This is a genomic window from Streptomyces sp. NPDC033270 (assembly GCF_055576575.1).
Genome location: NZ_JBVIRA010000018.1, coordinates 46606 through 63196 on the forward strand (window position 1 = coordinate 46606; position 16591 = coordinate 63196).

12 protein-coding genes and 1 riboswitch are annotated in these 16591 nt (G+C 70.4%); of the genes, 6 read left to right on the plus strand and 6 right to left on the minus strand.

The genetic code is table 11. The annotated features are described in order from the left end of the window. Positions 1-122 precede the first annotated feature (122 nt). Positions 123-404: an HPr family phosphocarrier protein gene (locus tag ACZ5XZ_RS24090; protein ID WP_026170334.1), complete on the plus strand. Its 282-nt coding sequence runs from the start codon at positions 123-125 to the stop codon at positions 402-404. A 329-nt stretch (positions 405-733) separates the two neighbouring features. Here ACZ5XZ_RS24090 and ACZ5XZ_RS24095 read toward each other — a convergent pair whose 3' ends face one another. From ACZ5XZ_RS24095 to ACZ5XZ_RS24110, 4 genes are all read right to left on the minus strand, one after another. Continuing rightward, a complete protein-coding gene (locus ACZ5XZ_RS24095; protein ID WP_468981341.1) occupies positions 734-1423 on the minus strand; it encodes a GntR family transcriptional regulator in 690 nt (229 codons plus the stop codon). Positions 1424-1605: 182 nt separating this feature from the next. Beyond that, positions 1606-2406, minus strand: a complete 801-nt coding sequence (locus ACZ5XZ_RS24100) for a M23 family metallopeptidase (RefSeq protein WP_468981344.1) — start codon at positions 2404-2406, stop codon at positions 1606-1608. A gap of 13 nt (positions 2407-2419) precedes the next feature. Then, positions 2420-2574, minus strand: a riboswitch (cyclic di-AMP (ydaO/yuaA leader). 232 nt (positions 2575-2806) lie between these two features. Beyond that, on the minus strand, positions 2807-4189 hold the full coding sequence (locus ACZ5XZ_RS24105) for a M16 family metallopeptidase (protein ID WP_468981535.1): 1383 nt from the start codon (positions 4187-4189) through the stop codon (positions 2807-2809). A 38-nt stretch (positions 4190-4227) separates the two neighbouring features. Continuing rightward, the gene (locus ACZ5XZ_RS24110) at positions 4228-5568 is read right to left on the minus strand and encodes a M16 family metallopeptidase (RefSeq protein WP_468981538.1); all 1341 of its coding nucleotides are present in this window, start codon (positions 5566-5568) and stop codon (positions 4228-4230) included. A gap of 301 nt (positions 5569-5869) precedes the next feature. Here ACZ5XZ_RS24110 and ACZ5XZ_RS24115 point away from each other — a divergent pair, with 301 nt between their 5' ends. Further along, a complete protein-coding gene (locus tag ACZ5XZ_RS24115) occupies positions 5870-8317 on the plus strand; it encodes a DNA gyrase/topoisomerase IV subunit A (RefSeq protein ID WP_468981346.1) in 2448 nt (815 codons plus the stop codon). A 230-nt stretch (positions 8318-8547) separates the two neighbouring features. Here ACZ5XZ_RS24115 and ACZ5XZ_RS24120 read toward each other — a convergent pair whose 3' ends face one another. Beyond that, complete coding sequence (locus tag ACZ5XZ_RS24120; RefSeq protein ID WP_468981347.1) at positions 8548-9711, minus strand: CobW family GTP-binding protein; 1164 nt, start codon at positions 9709-9711, stop codon at positions 8548-8550. A 107-nt stretch (positions 9712-9818) separates the two neighbouring features. Further along, a complete protein-coding gene (locus tag ACZ5XZ_RS24125; RefSeq protein ID WP_468981349.1) occupies positions 9819-10988 on the minus strand; it encodes a citrate synthase/methylcitrate synthase in 1170 nt (389 codons plus the stop codon). A gap of 113 nt (positions 10989-11101) precedes the next feature. Between ACZ5XZ_RS24125 and ACZ5XZ_RS24130 the strand changes: the two genes are divergently transcribed. The 4 genes from ACZ5XZ_RS24130 to ACZ5XZ_RS24145 all read left to right on the plus strand — a co-directional run bounded on the left by ACZ5XZ_RS24130 (position 11102) and on the right by ACZ5XZ_RS24145 (position 16475). Further along, positions 11102-12349 (plus strand): citrate/2-methylcitrate synthase, encoded by a 1248-nt coding sequence (locus ACZ5XZ_RS24130; protein ID WP_468981351.1) that lies wholly within the window; start codon positions 11102-11104, stop codon positions 12347-12349. Between the two features lie 136 nt (positions 12350-12485). Then, on the plus strand, positions 12486-13484 hold the full coding sequence (locus tag ACZ5XZ_RS24135; protein WP_468981353.1) for a sucrase ferredoxin: 999 nt from the start codon (positions 12486-12488) through the stop codon (positions 13482-13484). A 661-nt stretch (positions 13485-14145) separates the two neighbouring features. After that, positions 14146-15804 (plus strand): ATP-binding protein, encoded by a 1659-nt coding sequence (locus ACZ5XZ_RS24140; protein ID WP_468981541.1) that lies wholly within the window; start codon positions 14146-14148, stop codon positions 15802-15804. After that, complete coding sequence (locus ACZ5XZ_RS24145) at positions 15801-16475, plus strand: DUF7342 family protein (protein WP_468981356.1); 675 nt, start codon at positions 15801-15803, stop codon at positions 16473-16475. Before ACZ5XZ_RS24140 ends, ACZ5XZ_RS24145 begins: the two co-directional genes overlap by 4 nt. Positions 16476-16591 lie beyond the last annotated feature (116 nt).

Here is a 16591-nt window from a genome sequence, read left to right on the forward strand (position 1 = left end):
GACCGGGCACTGACAACCGACCCGCGCGCGTACGCTCGGGACAGGACTCGGGGCTGCCGGAGCACTCCCGACAGCGTGAGAGACTGGTCTAGACAACTGTCACGACTTTGAAGGGCAACACCATGGCAGAGCGCCGCGTCAATGTCGGTTGGGCCGAGGGCCTGCACGCCCGCCCCGCGTCGATCTTCGTCCGTGCGGCCACCGCCTCCGGCGTCCCGATGACGATCGCCAAGGCTGATGGCAACCCCGTCAACGCCGCCTCCATGCTCGCGGTGCTGGGCCTGGGCGCCCAGGGCGGCGAGGAGATCGTGCTGGCCTCCGACGCCGAGGGTGCCGAGGCCGCGCTCGACCGCCTGGCGAAGCTCGTCGCCGAGGGTCTCGAGGAGCTTCCCGAGACCGTCTGAGTCCTCCAGGACGCTCTGTATGCGGCGGCCCCGCCGCGGTGACCGGAACCCGGTCGTCGCGGCGGGGCCGTTTCGCTGCCGTCGCGATTCTTCACCCCGGCCGGCATCCACCTGAAATGCCGCACAGCGGCGCCGTGCCCCGCCGCCACTGAATCAATTCCCCGGAAAAGGCCGTACGGTTCGGCGCCCGGCACAAGAGCACCGGAAATCCGAATACGGGTGCGCGGCGACGGAATACCGGCGCCACACGAGAAATCGCCGCAGCCCTCGCGCCTATTCCCCCGCGCGTGCCATTCCCCCCGCACACCTCTTTGTATACGGGGCCCCTGTTAAGAGCGGGCGCGCGCTGTGTTGACGGGCCGTTTCGGATCCCTCACCTCGGCCTTGGTCGGGCGCCGCAGCCGGTAGACCGGCAGTGAACGCTCGATATGGGCCGCCATCAGGGCGCGGGCGCGTTCGGCGTCCCCCCGGGCCACCGCGTCCAGCACCGCGCCGTGATCGTCCCAGGACTCGCCGGCCCTGGCCGGCGGCTCCACCGCGTACATCCACTCGATCTTGCGCCGCAGCTGGGTCAGCAGCGCGGTCAGGCTGGGGCTGCCGGCCGCCTGGGCGAGCGTCTCGTGGAACCAGCCGTCCAATTGGCGCAGGTCCGCGGCGTTGCCGTGGCGCGCCCGCTCACGTCCGAGCCGCACCAGTCCGCGCAGCACCTTGAGGTGGGCCGGGCTGCGGCGGGCGGCCGCGCGGGCGGCGCCCAGCGGCTCCAGCAGCGCGCGGATATCCAGCAGGTCGGCGGCCTCCTGCTCGGTGGGCTCGGCGACACAGGCGCCCGCGTGGTGGCGGGTGGTGACAAAGCCCTCCGACTGCAGGGTGCGCAGCGCTTCGCGGACCGGCACCCTGGAGACGCCGTAACGCGCCGCCAGGATCTCCTCGATCAGCCGGCTCCCCGGCGCCAGCGCACCGGAGACAATGTCCTCGCGAATCGCCGTGCACACCGCATGCGCGGAAATATGGCCTCGCATCGTCCGTGCCTCCGCCGTAATCCCCTGGAAAAGCCGCCGGTTGACGACTTTTCCGTGACTCTATTCGACCGGGACGGCTTTTCCGACGGACTCCGCTTATCCATGGATATTTTTTGGCCAGCGGACGGCGCCGGCATCGGGCGAAGCGGTGTGTCAGGCGAGGCGGAGGCGGCTGCGGTGCATCAGACGTCGACGCCGTGCGTGCGCAGATACGCGATCGGGTCGATGTCCGAGCCGTAGTCGGCGGTGGTGCGGGCCTCGAAGTGCAGGTGCGGGCCGGTGACGTTGCCGGTGGCGCCGGAGAGCCCGATCTGCTTGCCGGGGGTGACGCTCTCGCCGACCGAGACGGAGATCGACGACAGGTGGCCGTACTGGGTGTACGTGCCGTCGCTCATCTTGATCACGACGTTGTTGCCGTACGAGCCGCCCCAGCCGGCCTCGACGACGGTGCCCGCGCCGACGGCGTGGACGGAGGTCCCGGAGGCGGCGTGGAAGTCGATGCCGGTGTGGCTGCCCGAGGACCACAGGCCGCTGGACGCCTTGTAGGCGGTGGACACGTAGGAGCCGGCGATCGGGGCGACGAAGGCGTTGAGGCGCTTGCGCTCGGCCTCACGGGCGGCGCGCTCCTTGGCCTCGCGCTCGGCCTTGGCCTTCTTCCGGGCCGCCTCGGCGCGCCGCTGGGCCTCCTCGGCCTGCTTCTTGGCGACGGCCTCGGCCTTCGCCCTCGCGGCGGCGGCCTCGGCGTCGGCCTGCTGCGCGTCGGCCTGGGCCTCGATGCGGTTGGCGAGCTCGTCACCGAGGACGACGGCCTGCTGCAGACCGGTGTCGTGGGTGCGCGCCTCGTCCGTGGCGGCCAGCGCCGGCGAGGCCACCGAGGCCACAACGCCGGAGGCCGCGAGGGTGGCTATGCCTGCGATGTTGCGGGTCGAGCGGGCGGTGCGGCTCGCACGACGGTGCTTCCCGCTGGCACGTATGAACGCCATGTACTGGCTTGTCCTTTCCTTCCTTCTCGCCTACCGGGTTAGCTGACGGGTTCGGAGCAGGAAGGTCTCCTACGGGCTCCTCCGGAGAGGGGTCCGATTCACCCCAGGGACGTGTGGGTCCCCGGCTCCCCTGGCTCGCGCCGTACGGGGACTCGGCGATGACTGTCCGGTGCCACTGTTGTGGCGGAGTTGTGACGAACAGCCGGACCGACGCTAATCGGGGCAACTTTCGATCGCCAAACAGAACCGCTTTTTTGTGCGGGATGCCACAAGAGGCAGCGCAGCCAGTCGTCATAAACCGGACATACGACGGCTCCCGTGGCAGAGAGCACCACGGGAGCCGTCGCTCGAAACTGATCCGCCGTCATACGGGGCGGAAGGGGCGTGCCTTCCGGGTCGGCTAGCCGCCGACCACCGTCACCTCGCCCAACCCCAGCGCCTTGACGGGCTCGGCGATCTGGGCCGCGTCACCCACCAGGACCGTCACCAGCCGGTCCACCGGGAAGGCGCTGACCGCCGCCGCGGTCGCCTCGACCGTGCCGGTCTCCGCGAGCCGGACGTACAACTGCGCCTGGAAGTCGTCCGGGAGCTGCTGCTCCACCTGGTCGGCCAGCGTGCCCGCGACGGCCGCCGCGGTCTCGTACTTCAGCGGCGCGACGCCGACCAGGTTCTGGACGGCGACATCGCGCTCCTCGTCCGTCAGCCCCTCCGCCGCGAGGGTCCGCAGCACCTGCCAGAGGTCCTGGAGCGCCGGGACGGTGGAGGCGGTGTCCACCGAGCCGCTGATGGCCAGCAGGGCCGCGCCCGTCGCCCCCTCGGGGGAGGCGGGGGCGGTGGAGCGCAGTACCTGGCCGAAGGCGCGCACCCCGTAGGTGTAGCCCTTCTCCTCCCGCAGCACACGGTCCAGCCGGGAGGTGAGGGTGCCGCCCAGGCAGTACGTGCCGAGGACCTGCGCCGGCCACACCCGGTCGTGCCGGTCGGCCCCGATCCGGCCGATGAGCAGCTGCGTCTGGACCGCTCCGGGGCGGTCCACGATCACCACACGGCCGGTGTCGTCGGCGACGATCGGCGCGGCCTTCAGCGGCTCGGCCGTCGAGCCGCTCCAGGCGCCGAGGGTCTCGGCGAGCGCCGCGTCCAGGTCGACACCGGTGAAGTCGCCGACGATGACGGCGGTGGCCGTGGCGGGCCGCACATGGGCGTCGTAGAAGGCCCGGACGGCCGCCGCGTCGATGCGGGCCACGGTCTCCTCGGTGCCCTGGCGGGGCCGCGACATGCGGGCGGTGGCCGGGAACAGCTCCTTGGACAGCGCCATGGCGGCACGCCGGGCCGGGTTCGCGAGCTCGTGCGGGATCTCGTCGAGGCGGTTGCGCACCAGCCGCTCGACCTCGCTGTCCGGGAAGGCGGGGGCGCGCAGCGCGTCGGCGAGCAGGCCGAGCGCGCGCGGCAGCCGGGAGGCCGGGACCTCCAGGGAGACCCGTACCCCGGGGTGGTCGGCGTGCGCGTCCAGCGTGGCGCCGCAGCGCTCCAGCTCGGCGGCGAACTCCTCGGCGTCGTACTTGTCGGTGCCCTCCGACAGCGCACGCGCCATGATCGTGGCGACGCCGTCCAGGCCCTCGGGCTCGGCGTCCAGCGGCGCGACGAGGTTGACCTCGACGGCGACGACCTGCTGGCCGGGGCGGTGGCTGGTCAGCAGCGTGAGCCCGTTGGGGAGTTGGCTGCGGTCGGGGGCGGGGAAGGCCCACGGCTTGGGCGCGCCGCCCCGGGGCTGGGGGTGGAATTCCATGGTGCTCATGGGGGACCCTGCGCGGTTGGTGGCGTCGCTCACTGGTCCGCCTCCCCTTCCTCGGTGTCGGCGGCGTCGGTCGGCTCGGTGGGTTCGTAGACCAGCACCGCGCGGTTGTCGGGGCGCAGCCGGGCCTTGGCGACCGCCTGCACCTCCTCGCGGGTGATGTCCAGAACCCGCTCTACGGCGGTCAGTGCGAGCTGCGGATCGCCGAACAGGACGGCGAAGCGGCACAGTTCGTCGGCGCGGCCGCTGACCGTCGCCAGACGGTCCAGCCATTCGCGCTCCAGCTGGGCCTGCGCGCGCTCCATCTCCTCCGGGGTCGGGCCCTCGGCGGCGAAGCGGGCCAGCTCCTCGTCGACGGCGCGCTCGATGTCGGGGACCTCCACGCCGCCGGACGTCTTCACGTCCAGCCAGCCCAGCGAGGGCGCGCCGGCCAGCCGCAGCAGGCCGAAGCCGGCCGCCACGGCGCTGCGGTCGCGGCGCACCAGCCGGTTGTACAGGCGGGAGGACTCGCCGCCGCCCAGGACGGTCAGCGCCAGGTCCGCGGCGTCCGCCTCACGGGTGCCGTCGTGCGGCAGGCGGTAGGCCGCCATCAGGGCGCGGGAGGGCACGTCCTCCTCGACGACCTCGCGCAGCTGGCCGCCGATGACGTCGGGCAGCGTGCCGTCCCGCGGCGGCTGCTTGCCGTCGTGCGAGGGGATCGAGCCGAAGTACTTCTCGATCCAGGCCAGCGTCTGCGCGGAGTCGATGTCGCCGACGACCGACAGGACGGCGTTGTTGGGCGCGTAGTACGTACGGAAGAACGCCCGGGCATCCTCCAGCGAGGCGGCGTCCAGGTCGGCCATCGACCCGATGGGCGTGTGGTGGTACGGGTGGCCCTCCGGGTACGCCATGGCCGTCAGCTTCTCGAAGGCCGTGCCGTAGGGGACGTTGTCGTAGCGCTGGCGGCGCTCGTTCTTGACGACGTCGCGCTGGTTCTCCAGTGACTCTTCGTCGAGCGCGGTCAGCAGCGAGCCCATCCGGTCCGCCTCCAGCCAGAGCGCGAGCTCCAGCTCGTGGGTGGGCATGGTCTCGAAGTAGTTGGTGCGCTCGAAGCTCGTGGTGCCGTTGAGCGAGCCGCCGGCGCCCTGCACCAGCTCGAAGTGGCCGTTGCCCTTCACCTGCGCGGAGCCCTGGAACATCAGGTGCTCGAAGAGGTGAGCCAGGCCCGTACGGCCCTTGACCTCGTGGCGGGAGCCGACGTCGTACCACAGGCACACCGCTGCGACCGGGGTCAGGTGGTCTTCGGAGAGCACCACGCGCAGGCCGTTGGCCAGCCGGTGCTCGGTCGCTGTCAGGCCGCCGGAGCCGGCTTGTTCTGTGGCCGTGTGACCCATGGGCATGTACGTCCCTTCGATCCGCTTGCGAGGAAGTTCTGTCACTGTATGCAAGCGCGTCGGCATCTGGCGAAGTTCCCGGGCGACCGGCCCCGATCGAGCGTCGTGCCCGGGGCCCCCGGGAGGCGAAGGGGGAGTCGCGGTGGGCGTTGTCAGTGGGGCGGTCCACAATGGTCCGCGTCAGACTCAGAGATACTCGCCGGTTGATCCCCCAGCTGATTGACCCGACTGATTGACCGACGTCGCCCTGACGTCGCACCCGACATCGGCAGTAGACGCAGCAGAAGGAGCCGCAGCCGCGATGGCCCGCCGCAGCACGAAGACCCCGCCGCCGGACGACTTCGAGGAGAGGATCCTCGACATCGACGTCGTCGACGAGATGCAGGGTTCCTTCCTCGAGTACGCGTATTCGGTCATCTACTCGCGCGCCCTGCCGGACGCCCGCGACGGTCTCAAGCCCGTGCACCGCCGCATCCTCTACCAGATGAACGAGATGGGCCTGCGCCCCGACCGCGGCTACGTCAAGTGCGCCCGGGTCGTCGGCGAGGTCATGGGTAAGCTTCACCCGCACGGCGACGCGTCGATCTACGACGCGCTGGTGCGCATGGCGCAGCCGTTCTCCATGCGGGTGCCGCTGGTGGACGGCCACGGCAACTTCGGCTCGCTGGGCAACGACGACCCGCCCGCGGCCATGCGGTACACCGAGTGCCGGATGGCGCCCACGACGTCCCTGATGACGGAGTCGATCGACGAGGACACCGTCGACTTCGCGCCCAACTACGACGGCCAGGAGCGGGAGCCGGTCGCCCTGCCCGCCGCGTACCCGAACCTCCTCGTCAACGGCTCGTCCGGTATCGCGGTCGGTATGGCCACGAACATGCCGCCGCACAACCTGGGCGAGGTCATCGCCGCGGCCCGCCACCTGATCAAGCACCCCGACGCCGACCTCGACACCCTGATGCGCTTCGTGCCCGGTCCCGACCTGCCGACGGGCGGCCGGATCGTGGGCCTGGGCGGCGTACGGGACGCGTACGAGAAGGGCCGCGGCACGTTCAAGATCCGCGCGACGGTGACGGTGGAGAACGTCACCGCTCGCCGCAAGGGCCTGATCGTCACCGAACTCCCCTTCACGGTCGGCCCCGAGAAGGTCATCGCCAAGATCAAGGACCTGGTCGGCTCCAAGAAGCTCCAGGGCATCGCGGACGTCAAGGACCTCACCGACCGTGAGCACGGCCTGCGGCTGGTGATCGAGGTCAAGAACGGCTTCAACCCCGAGGCCGTCCTCGAGCAGCTCTACAAGCTCACGCCGATGGAGGAGTCCTTCGGCATCAACAACGTCGCGCTGGTGGACGGCCAGCCGCTGACGCTGGGCCTGAAGGAGCTGCTGGAGGTCTACGTCGATCACCGCTTCGAGGTGGTGCGCCGGCGCAGCGAGTTCCGGCGCAGCAAGCGGCGCGACCGGCTCCATCTGGTCGAAGGCCTGCTGACGGCCCTGGTGGACATCGACGAGGTGATCCGCCTGATCCGCTCCAGCGAGAACAGCGCACAGGCCAAGGAGCGGCTGATCGAGCGCTTCTCGCTGAGCGACATCCAGACGCAGTACATCCTCGACACGCCGCTGCGCCGGCTGACCAAGTTCGACCGTATCGAGCTGGAGTCCGAGCGCGACCGGCTGCAGGACGAGATCGAGAAGCTGACCCGGATCCTGGAGTCGGACGCCGAGCTGCGCAAGCTGGTCTCCAACGAGCTGGCCGCGGTCGCCAAGAAGTACGGCACGGACCGGCGCACGGTCCTGCTGGAGTCGGCGGGCCCCTCGGTCGGCGCGGTGCCGCTGGAGGTCTCCGACGACCCGTGCCGGGTGCTGCTGTCCTCTACGGGCCTGCTGGCGCGCACGGTCACCGGCGAGGTGCCCTTCGACGTCGACGCCAAGCGGGTCAAGCACGATGTGATCGTCTCGGCGGTGCCGGCGACGACCCGCGGCGAGGTGGGCGCGGTGACGTCCCTGGGCCGGCTGCTGCGGCTCTCGGTGATCGATCTGCCGCAGCTCCCGGAGACGGCGGCCGCACCCAGCCTCTCCGGTGGCGCCCAGATCTCGGAGTTCCTGACGCTGCAGGACGGCGAGGAGCTGATCTGCCTGATCACACTGGACGAGTCCTCGCCGGGCCTGGCCCTCGGCACGGAGCAGGGCGTCGTCAAGCGGGTGGTGCCCGACTACCCCGCCAACAAGGAGGAGTTGGAGGTCATCACCCTCAAGGAAGGCGACCGCATCGTGGGCGCCGCCGAGCTGCGCACCGGTGAGGAGGACCTGGTCTTCATCACCAACGAGGCGCAGCTGTTGCGCTATCAGGCGTCGCAGGTACGGCCGCAGGGCCGCCCGGCCGGCGGTATGGCGGGTATCAAGCTGGGCGAGGGCGCAAAGGTGATCTCGTTCTCGGCCGTCGATCCGGCCTCCGACGCCATGGTGTTCACCGTCGCCGGCTCACACGGCACGCTCGACGACTCCGTGGCGACGGCCAAGCTCACCCCGTTCGACCAGTACCCGCGCAAGGGCAGGGCCACCGGCGGCGTGCGCTGCCAGCGCTTCCTGAAGGGCGAGGACTGCCTGACCCAGGCATGGGCGGGGCCGACGCCGGTGCGGGCCGCGGACGCCAAGGGCGCCCCGGTCACGCTGCCGGATGTCGATCCGCGACGGGACGGCTCGGGCGTGCCCCTGACGAAGCCGGTGGCGGCACTGGCGGGCCCGATGTAGGCGGCGCACCGCGCGCAACGCGGACGGGCGCTGTCGAGCCGGACGTCTACCGGCCCGACAGCGCCCGTCCGCGTTCCTCAGCCACTCCCCTCAGCCACTCTCCTCAGACGTCTGCCTCACCGTCCCCCTCCGACGTCTGTCTCGACCGCCCTCCTCCGACGTGTGCCCTCTTCAGACGTCGCCCTCAGCCCTCTGCACACATCGCCCTCAGACGTCTTCAGACATCACCCTCAGAGGTCTGCTCCGATGTCTTCATCACGGGCAGCCACATAGCGCAGCACGCCCCACATGCTGTTCACATCGGCATCCGACGGGCCGGTCTCCCGGCAGTTCTCCAGCTCCTTGCGCAGCGCCGGCGCGTCGATGCCGCTGCCGATCATGACGAGCTGGGTGCACCGCTCCTCGCCCTTCGGCCACGGCTCGGGATAGAAGCGCAGGAAGTCGCCGACCGCGTGCAGCGTGAACCTCTGGCGGTTCTCCGGAACGTCGAAGTGGACGAAGCCCTTGATGCGGTAGAGGCCGGTCGGGCGGCTGTCGAGGAAACCCATGAGCCGGCGCGGGTGCATCGGCTCGGACGAGGTGAACTCCACGCTCTGATAGGCGGCGTGCAGATGACCCGCGTGATCGGGGTGATGCGCGTGCTCCGGGTGATCGCAGTGGCCTTCGCCGTCATCGCAGTGGCCTTGGCCGCCATCGCAGTGATCGTCGTCCTGACCGGCGGGCCCGCCCTTCGCCGCGGCCTCTCGCAGCAGATCCTCGAACGACAGCTGACGCACGGACGCGTCGAGGTCCTCCCCCGTCCCGCGATCGAAGAACAGCTCGGGGTCGACCCGGCCGTACGCCGTGCAGATCACCGGCCGTCCCGGAGCGAGCTGCGCGAGCCGGTCCATGAGTGCCTGCCGCGCCGCCTCCCCGATCCGGTCGGCCTTGTTGAGCACCACGATGTCGGCGATGCCCACATGCCGGTCCAGTTCGGGATGCCGCGCACGGGTGTCATCGAACTCGGCGGCGTCCACGACCTCGATCAGCCCGCCGTAGACGATCCGGTCGTTGTCGCTGGCGAGGATCATCCGGATGAGTTCCTGCGGCTCGGCCAGCCCGCTGGCCTCGATGACGATCACGTCGATACGGGCGGCGGGGCGGGCCAGCCGCTCCAGGTAGGTGTCCAGTTCGCTGGTGTCGACCGCGCAGCACAGGCAGCCGTTGCCGAGCGACACCATCGAGTCCACCTGCCCGGCGACGGTCATGGCGTCGATCTCGATGCTGCCGAAGTCGTTGACGATCGCGCCGATACGGGTGCCGTCGCCGGCGCCGAGCAGATGGTTGAGGAGGGTGGTCTTGCCCGACCCGAGGAATCCCGCGAGCACGACGACCGGGATCTGTTGCGTGGCCAAGGGGCGCCTCCATGGTGCGGGTGGCGGGCCGCCCGGACCGGCGGCGAACGAGCTGTCGATCGTAACGGACCGCCGGCCGCCCCGGGCTCGGCCCGCCCCGTCGGCTCCTAGAGGGCCGCGGCGGCGGGCAGCGGCTGCGGCGGGGGCGGGCCGACGTACCGGGCCGCCGGACGAATGATCTTCGAATCCTCCGCCTGCTCCAGGATGTTGGCGCTCCAGCCGACGACGCGGGCCGCGCAGAACGTGGGTGTGAACATCTCACGGGGCAGTCCGCACAGCTCCATGACGACGCCCGCGTAGAACTCCACATTGATGTGCAGCTCGCGACCCGGCTTGAGCTCGGCCAGCAGTGCCTCGGCCCTCGCCTCCACCTGGAGGGCGAACTCCACCAGAGGTCCACCGAAGCCCTCGGCGATGCCACGCAGCATCCGGGAGCGCGGGTCCTCGGTGCGGTAGACGGGGTGCCCGAATCCCATGATCCGCTCGCCGCGCAGCACGCGGTCGCGGATCCAGGCGTCGATGCGGTCCGGTGTGCCGATGGCGTCGAGGGTGTCCAGTGCGCGGCTGGGCGCACCGCCGTGCAGCGGGCCGGAGAGCGCACCGATGGCACCGACGAGGCAGGCCGCGAGGTCGGCGCCGGTGGAGGTGATGACGCGGGCGGTGAAGGTCGAGGCGTTGAACCCGTGGTCGATGGTGGAGATCAGGTACGCCTCGATCGCGCGCACCTGTTCCGGCCGAGGCTCTTCGCCGGTGAGCATGTAGAGGTAGTTGGCGGCGTGGCCGAGATCCGCGCGCGGCTCCACAGGCTGCTGCCCCTGGCCGAGCCGGTGGAGCGCGGTGAGCAGGGTTGGTACGGCGGCACAGGCGGCAAGTGCGTCGGCCCGCCTCTGGTCGGCATCGATGTCGTACAGAGGCCGGAAGCCGGCCGTCGCACCGAGCAGCGAGAGCGCGGTACGCAGCCCGGCGAGCGGGCCGGCGAGCGCACCGGCCTGGGCGAGGGCGGGAAGTGCGTCGCGCACGGCGGCGGGCAGTGGCCGCAGTGCGGCGGTCTGGGCTGTGAATGCCGCCAGCTGCGCCGCGTCGGGCAGCTCACCGTGGAACATCAGGTACCAGACGTCCTCGAAGCTGCGGCTCGCGGCCAGCTCGACTGCGGAGTACTGGCGGTAGTGGTAAAAGCCCTCGAGGCCCCGGACATCGCCGAGTTGGGTCTCGGTGACGATGACACCCGCGAGTCCACGGGGCGCGTCGATCGGTGCGTTCGCCTCGGCGATCGGCATGGCGGATCTCCTTTGTTCTTCCTCCCCGAATATTGATCCGACTATCTATGCTTGACTCAACAGTCGTCAATATTGATTGAATCAATATGTATGAGTCTGGATACGGTGACCTCATGGCGGATCAAGACACCACGCAGGACGCGGGCGGGCGACGGCTGAACACCCGGGAGGCGGCCGACCGGCTCGGCGTGAAGCCCGAGACGGTGTACGCGTATGTCAGCCGCGGCCAGCTGACCAGCCGCCGCGAGCCGGGCAGCCGTGGCAGCACCTTCGACGCGAAGGAGGTCGAGACACTGGCTCGCCGCAGTGGCCGGCGCGAACCGTCCGCCTCCAGTGGCGAGTTGGCCGTCCACACCGGCATCACCCTCATCGACCGCGACCACTGCTACTTCCGTGGCGTCGATGCATCCGAACTCGCCGCCCACTACAGCTACGAGGAAGTGGCCGAGTGGCTGTGGACCGGTGAGATGCGCCGTGGCATCCGCTTCACCGCACCACACGACGCCCTGTTGGCGGCCCGCCGCGCCGTACACGCACTGCCGGCTCACAGCGGACCGATGGACCATCTGCGCGTCGCGGTGATCGCTGCGGCAGCCGCTGACCCACTCCGCTTCGACCTGTCCGAGAACGTCGTCCTCGACACGGCCCGCACCCTGATCCCGACCCTTGTCGACGCCCTGCCGTCACAGGCCGCCGAGCAGTCCGCCGCCGCACCACTGGCACCACGCCTGTGGTCACGCCTCACCTCTGAGCCGGCCGACCCTGAATCGCTGCGCATCCTGGACGCCGCACTGATTCTGCTCATCGATCACGACCTCGCCGCCTCCACCCTCGCGGTACGAGTCGCCGCCTCAGCACGCGCGCATCCGTACGCGATTGTCTCGGCCGGCTTTGGAGCGCTGGACGGCGCGTTGCACGGTGCGGCAAGCGGACTCGCCCACCGGATGCTGCTCGAGGTGCTGGACCGGGGAAGCGCGGCAGCCGTCGTCGCCGACCATCTGCGAGCCGGGCGCCGGGTACCCGGCCTTGGGCATCGCCTCTACACGGGCGAGGACCCGCGCGCCCACACCCTCTTCGAGCTGTTGGAAGAAGTGCCACGCGCCCGCCCCGCGCTACAGGCTGCTCGCGAGGTGATCACCACCACCGCTCGACACACGGAGCTGCACGCCAACGTCGACCTGGCGCTTGCCGTGCTGACCGTCGCGAGCGGAATGCCGACCGAGGCAGGCGAAACCATCTTCGCCGTCGCTCGCACCGCCGGCTGGATCGCCCACGCCCTGGAAGAGTACGGCGAGCCCCCCGTCCGCATGCGCCCGAGCGGCAGGTACTGCGGCCCGAAGCCCCCGCAGCCGCTGCCGTAAGGCCGAGGAACTCCCCGTTTACGTGGCCCTGGGCTGCTCAAGCCTCTGGCCTCAGCCGGGCGTTTTCCATGGACGTCCGAGCCTCTGGGCCCCCTGCCAGAAGCCGTCTACAGCAGATGAGGTTAGGCTCACCTTTGTGAGTACCTGCGCCTCCGCTTCCCTCGAATCGGCCGAACCTCTCGCAGGGACGGCGGCCACCGCCCTGACCTGGCTACTCATCGAGCAGTCCGGACCGTGGGGGGCCAATGCGCTGACTGACAGCCACCTTGCCCCTGACGTCGGCCGGGCTCTGGAAGCCGCGGCAGAGGGCACGGGTGTACGCATCGCCCTCATCCGCAGGCCAGGACGTCATGCCGACTGCCACGACGCCTCCCCGCGCCGCATGTTCCTCGCGCACACCGCCCCAGGGCGTTCATGGATCCGCACGACCACGGTCACCGACCCGCGAGCAGCCCTCGGGCTGAATTTCACCGCCCTGGGTGCCGGAGAGCATGGCGGCCTCTGGGAGCCGTACACCGGTGAACCACTGGTCCTCGTGTGCACCAACGGCAAGCGGGACCGCTGCTGCGCCCTCCTCGGCCGGCCGCTCGCCGCCGAGCTCGTCGCTGGCGGAGTCGGGGCGTGGGAAGTCACCCACATCGGCGGCCACCGCTTCTCCCCCACCCTCTTCGTCCTCCCCTACGGCTACGCCTACGGCCGCGCCTCGGCCCCTCTGGTCAAGGGCGCCGTGGAGTCGGCGAGCGACGGACGGATCGCGCTCAACCACTGCCGTGGCCGCTCGGCGTGGGGCCGCCCGGCCCAGGCGGCCGACCTCGCGGTCCGCCAGCTCATTTGGGAGGACCGCGCGGACGCACTCGACGTCGTAAGGACCGACACGGTGCGGCCCGAACTGTTGCCGGCCGACCACCGGGCGCTTCACAGCGGGACGCCTGCGGGTGCCGTCCCCACCTGGGCCGTCGTCATTGCGCACACGGACGGCCGCGCCTGGCGGGTGATCGTCCAAGAGCGGACCGACGGTGCTCCGGCGCCCGCTAGCTGTGGTGCGCCGCTCGGTCCACCGGCTCGGATGGCGGTTGGCTCCATCACCGCCATCGCGGGTGCGACACGAGCAAGGACAACAGCCTCCTGTAGCTGATCTCCCGGGCCTCCGCGGGGGCGCGCTCGAACCGTTGGCGGCGCCTCGCGGCCGGCTCGCCACCCGGGACTCACCGGGAGTCTGCCGTAAGGACGCATCGCCAACGGCCGCAATGCTCGACAGACGCCCGGAGGCTCCAGGTCGCTTAATGACCAACACAGCGAGCCCCAGGCCCAGCATCGCTCCCGCTGCCCGCCACGCCACCATGCGGCGGCCATCGCCCCGCGCTGCTGCACGCCACACCCCTTTGCCATCCCTCGTGGACCACATGACCGCTCCCCTCTTCGCGCCCCAACGCGCGCACGATCCTCATCCGGCCGGAATCGACATCACGTTGTGAGGCTAAGCGCGTACGATCTGCGACCGAAAGGCCTGTGGATAACCACTCGAGCACCCTTTCCGCCGCCCACAGCGGCGCTGCGAGTCGCCGCCCGAACACCCTCCGAATTCGGCCCCGTCGGCGATTACCGCCCGGCCGCCACCGCGCTTACTGTTCGTTCGTATGGGCGAGAAGGATGCGTCGGCTCCGCGCCCGAGAGGCGTTCGCCCCTCGGGTTCCGCGGCCATCCCCGCCGACGCGCTGGCCTCCGGCACCGCACCCGGGTTGCGCCTGAAGTGGCCGCGCCTGGGCTGGCCACGCCGCGTCTTCTCCCAGGTGCTGATGATGCAGCTGGCCATCGCCACGGGAGTCACCGCACTGGCAACCGGCCTCTTCCTCGCCCCGCTCAGCGCCCAGCTGGACGATCAGGCGATGCGCCGCGCCCTGGCCATCGCGCAGACCACCGCCGCGGCACCGTCGCTCGACGACGCCCTGGCATCCTCACACCCCAGCCGTCACGGCCCCGTCCAGAACGAGGCAGAGCGGATCCGTGCCGCCACCGGCGCCGAGTACGTAGTGATCATGGACAAGCGCGGAGTGCGCTGGTCCCACACCGACCCTGACGAGATCGGACACCACGTCTCCACCGACCCCAGCGTCGCCCTCTCCGGCCACGAGGTCATGCAGATCGATGAGGGCACCCTCGGTCGCTCCGCGCGCGGCAAGGTCCCACTGCGCGACGAGAACGGCGAGGTCATCGGGGCCGTCTCGGTCGGCATCGCGTACGAGAGCGTGCAGGAACGGCTGCTCTCCACCGTCCCGCAATTGCTCGCTTACGCGGGCGGAGCTCTCGCCGTGGGCGCACTCGCCGCCTACCTCGTCTCCCGCCGTCTCCAGCGCCGCACCCATGACCTGGCGTTCTCCGACATCTCCGCGCTGCTCGCCGAGCGGGAGGCCATGCTGCACGGCATTCGTGAAGGGTTCCTCGCGCTCGACGTCCGCGGCCGGATCCGCCTGATGAACGATGAGGCGCAGCGCCTCCTCGACCTGCGCTCCGAGGACACCGGCCGCCCCCTGGACACCGTCCTGCCACCGGGCCGTACGACCGACGTGCTGGCCGGCCGTGTTTCAGGGGCCGATCTGCTGGCCGTCAGCGGACAGCGGGTTCTGGTGGCGAACCGCATGCCGACCGACGACGGGGGCGCGGTGGTCACTTTGCGCGACCGCACCGAACTGGAACGGCTGGGCCGCGAACTGGACGGTACCCGTGGCCTGATCGACGCCCTGCGCGCCCAGGATCACGAGCACGCCAACCGGCTGCACACACTCCTCGGGCTGCTCGAACTGGGGCTGCACGAAGAGGCCGTGGAGTTTGTGACACGGGCCGTGGGCGTGCATCGGGCGACTGCGGAGCAGGTCACCGAGCGCATCCACGATCCGCTACTCGCCGCCCTCCTGGTGGGCAAGGCAACGGTCGCCACCGAGCGTGGCGTCTCCTTGCGCATCGCGCCCGAAACTCATCTGCCCGACCGGCTGGTCGACCCGCACAGCCTGGTCACCGTACTCGGCAACCTCATCGACAACGCCCTGGATGCCACATCGAGCGAACGTGACGCACAACTGGAAGTGGAGATCCGGGCCGATGGCCACACCGCCATCGTCCGCGTCAGCGACAACGGGCCAGGAGTGCCCGAGGCGCGTCGTGCGGAGATCTTCACGGAAGGTTGGACGACCAAGGAGCCGCCCGCCCACGGGCAGCGCGGCATCGGCCTGGCCCTCGTCCGCCGACTCGCCGAGCGCTACGGGGGCAGCGCCGAGGTCGACGAGCGCCCCGGTGGTGGCGCGGTGTTCACCATCACCCTCCCTGACGCACTGTCCAAAGAGATTCCCCGACTGGGTGGAGCACCCCAGGAAGCAGCGATGAACACCCATGCCACCGGGCGGGCCGGACGTGGCGAGGACGCTCGTCACTCCACAGGCGTCACGGAGGCCAGGCAATGATCGACGTACTGGTCGTGGACGATGATGTGCACGTCGCCCGGATCAACGCGGCGTATGTCGCCAAGGTAGAGGGGTTCCGGGTCAGTTGCCTCGCGCATACCGCCGCCGAAGCCCTCGCCGCCCTTGAGACGCACCCTGTCGATCTGATCCTTCTGGACCACTACCTCCCCGACAGAACGGGGCTTCAACTGGTCGGCGACCTGCGACGGCGCGGTCTACTCACTGACGTGATCATGGTGACGGCGGCTCGCGACATCGCGACCGTGCAGGCCGCGATGCGGCACGGCGCACTGCAGTACCTGGTCAAGCCCTTCACCTTTGCGGGCCTGCGCTCCAAGTTGGAGGGGTACGCGGCGCTGCATCGTACGTTCGCGGATGGCGGGCAGGCGGAGCAGTCCGAGGTGGACCGGATCTTCGGGGCGTTGGGAGCCGCCAACGCCGGCCCCGCCGAGTTGCCCAAGGGCCACTCCTCCGCCACTGCCGACCGTGTGCGTTCGGTACTGCGCTCCGCCCACTCCCCGTTGTCGGCCCAGGACGTCGCCCTCCAGGCCGGCCTGAGCCGGCAGACCGCGCAGCGCTACCTCAAGCTGCTGGAGCGGGCTGGACGGGTACGCCTCACTCTCAGGTACGGCGAGACCGGCCGCCCGGAACACCGTTATGACTGGGTCTGAGACCGGTACGGCACATCAGGTGCGCGCGCTAAGCCGCTCGATCCCGTCAACGCCCGTACTTCCGCCCCCACATGCCGAGACTTGTCGATAAATCGCCCGACCGCCCCGGGTGGTGT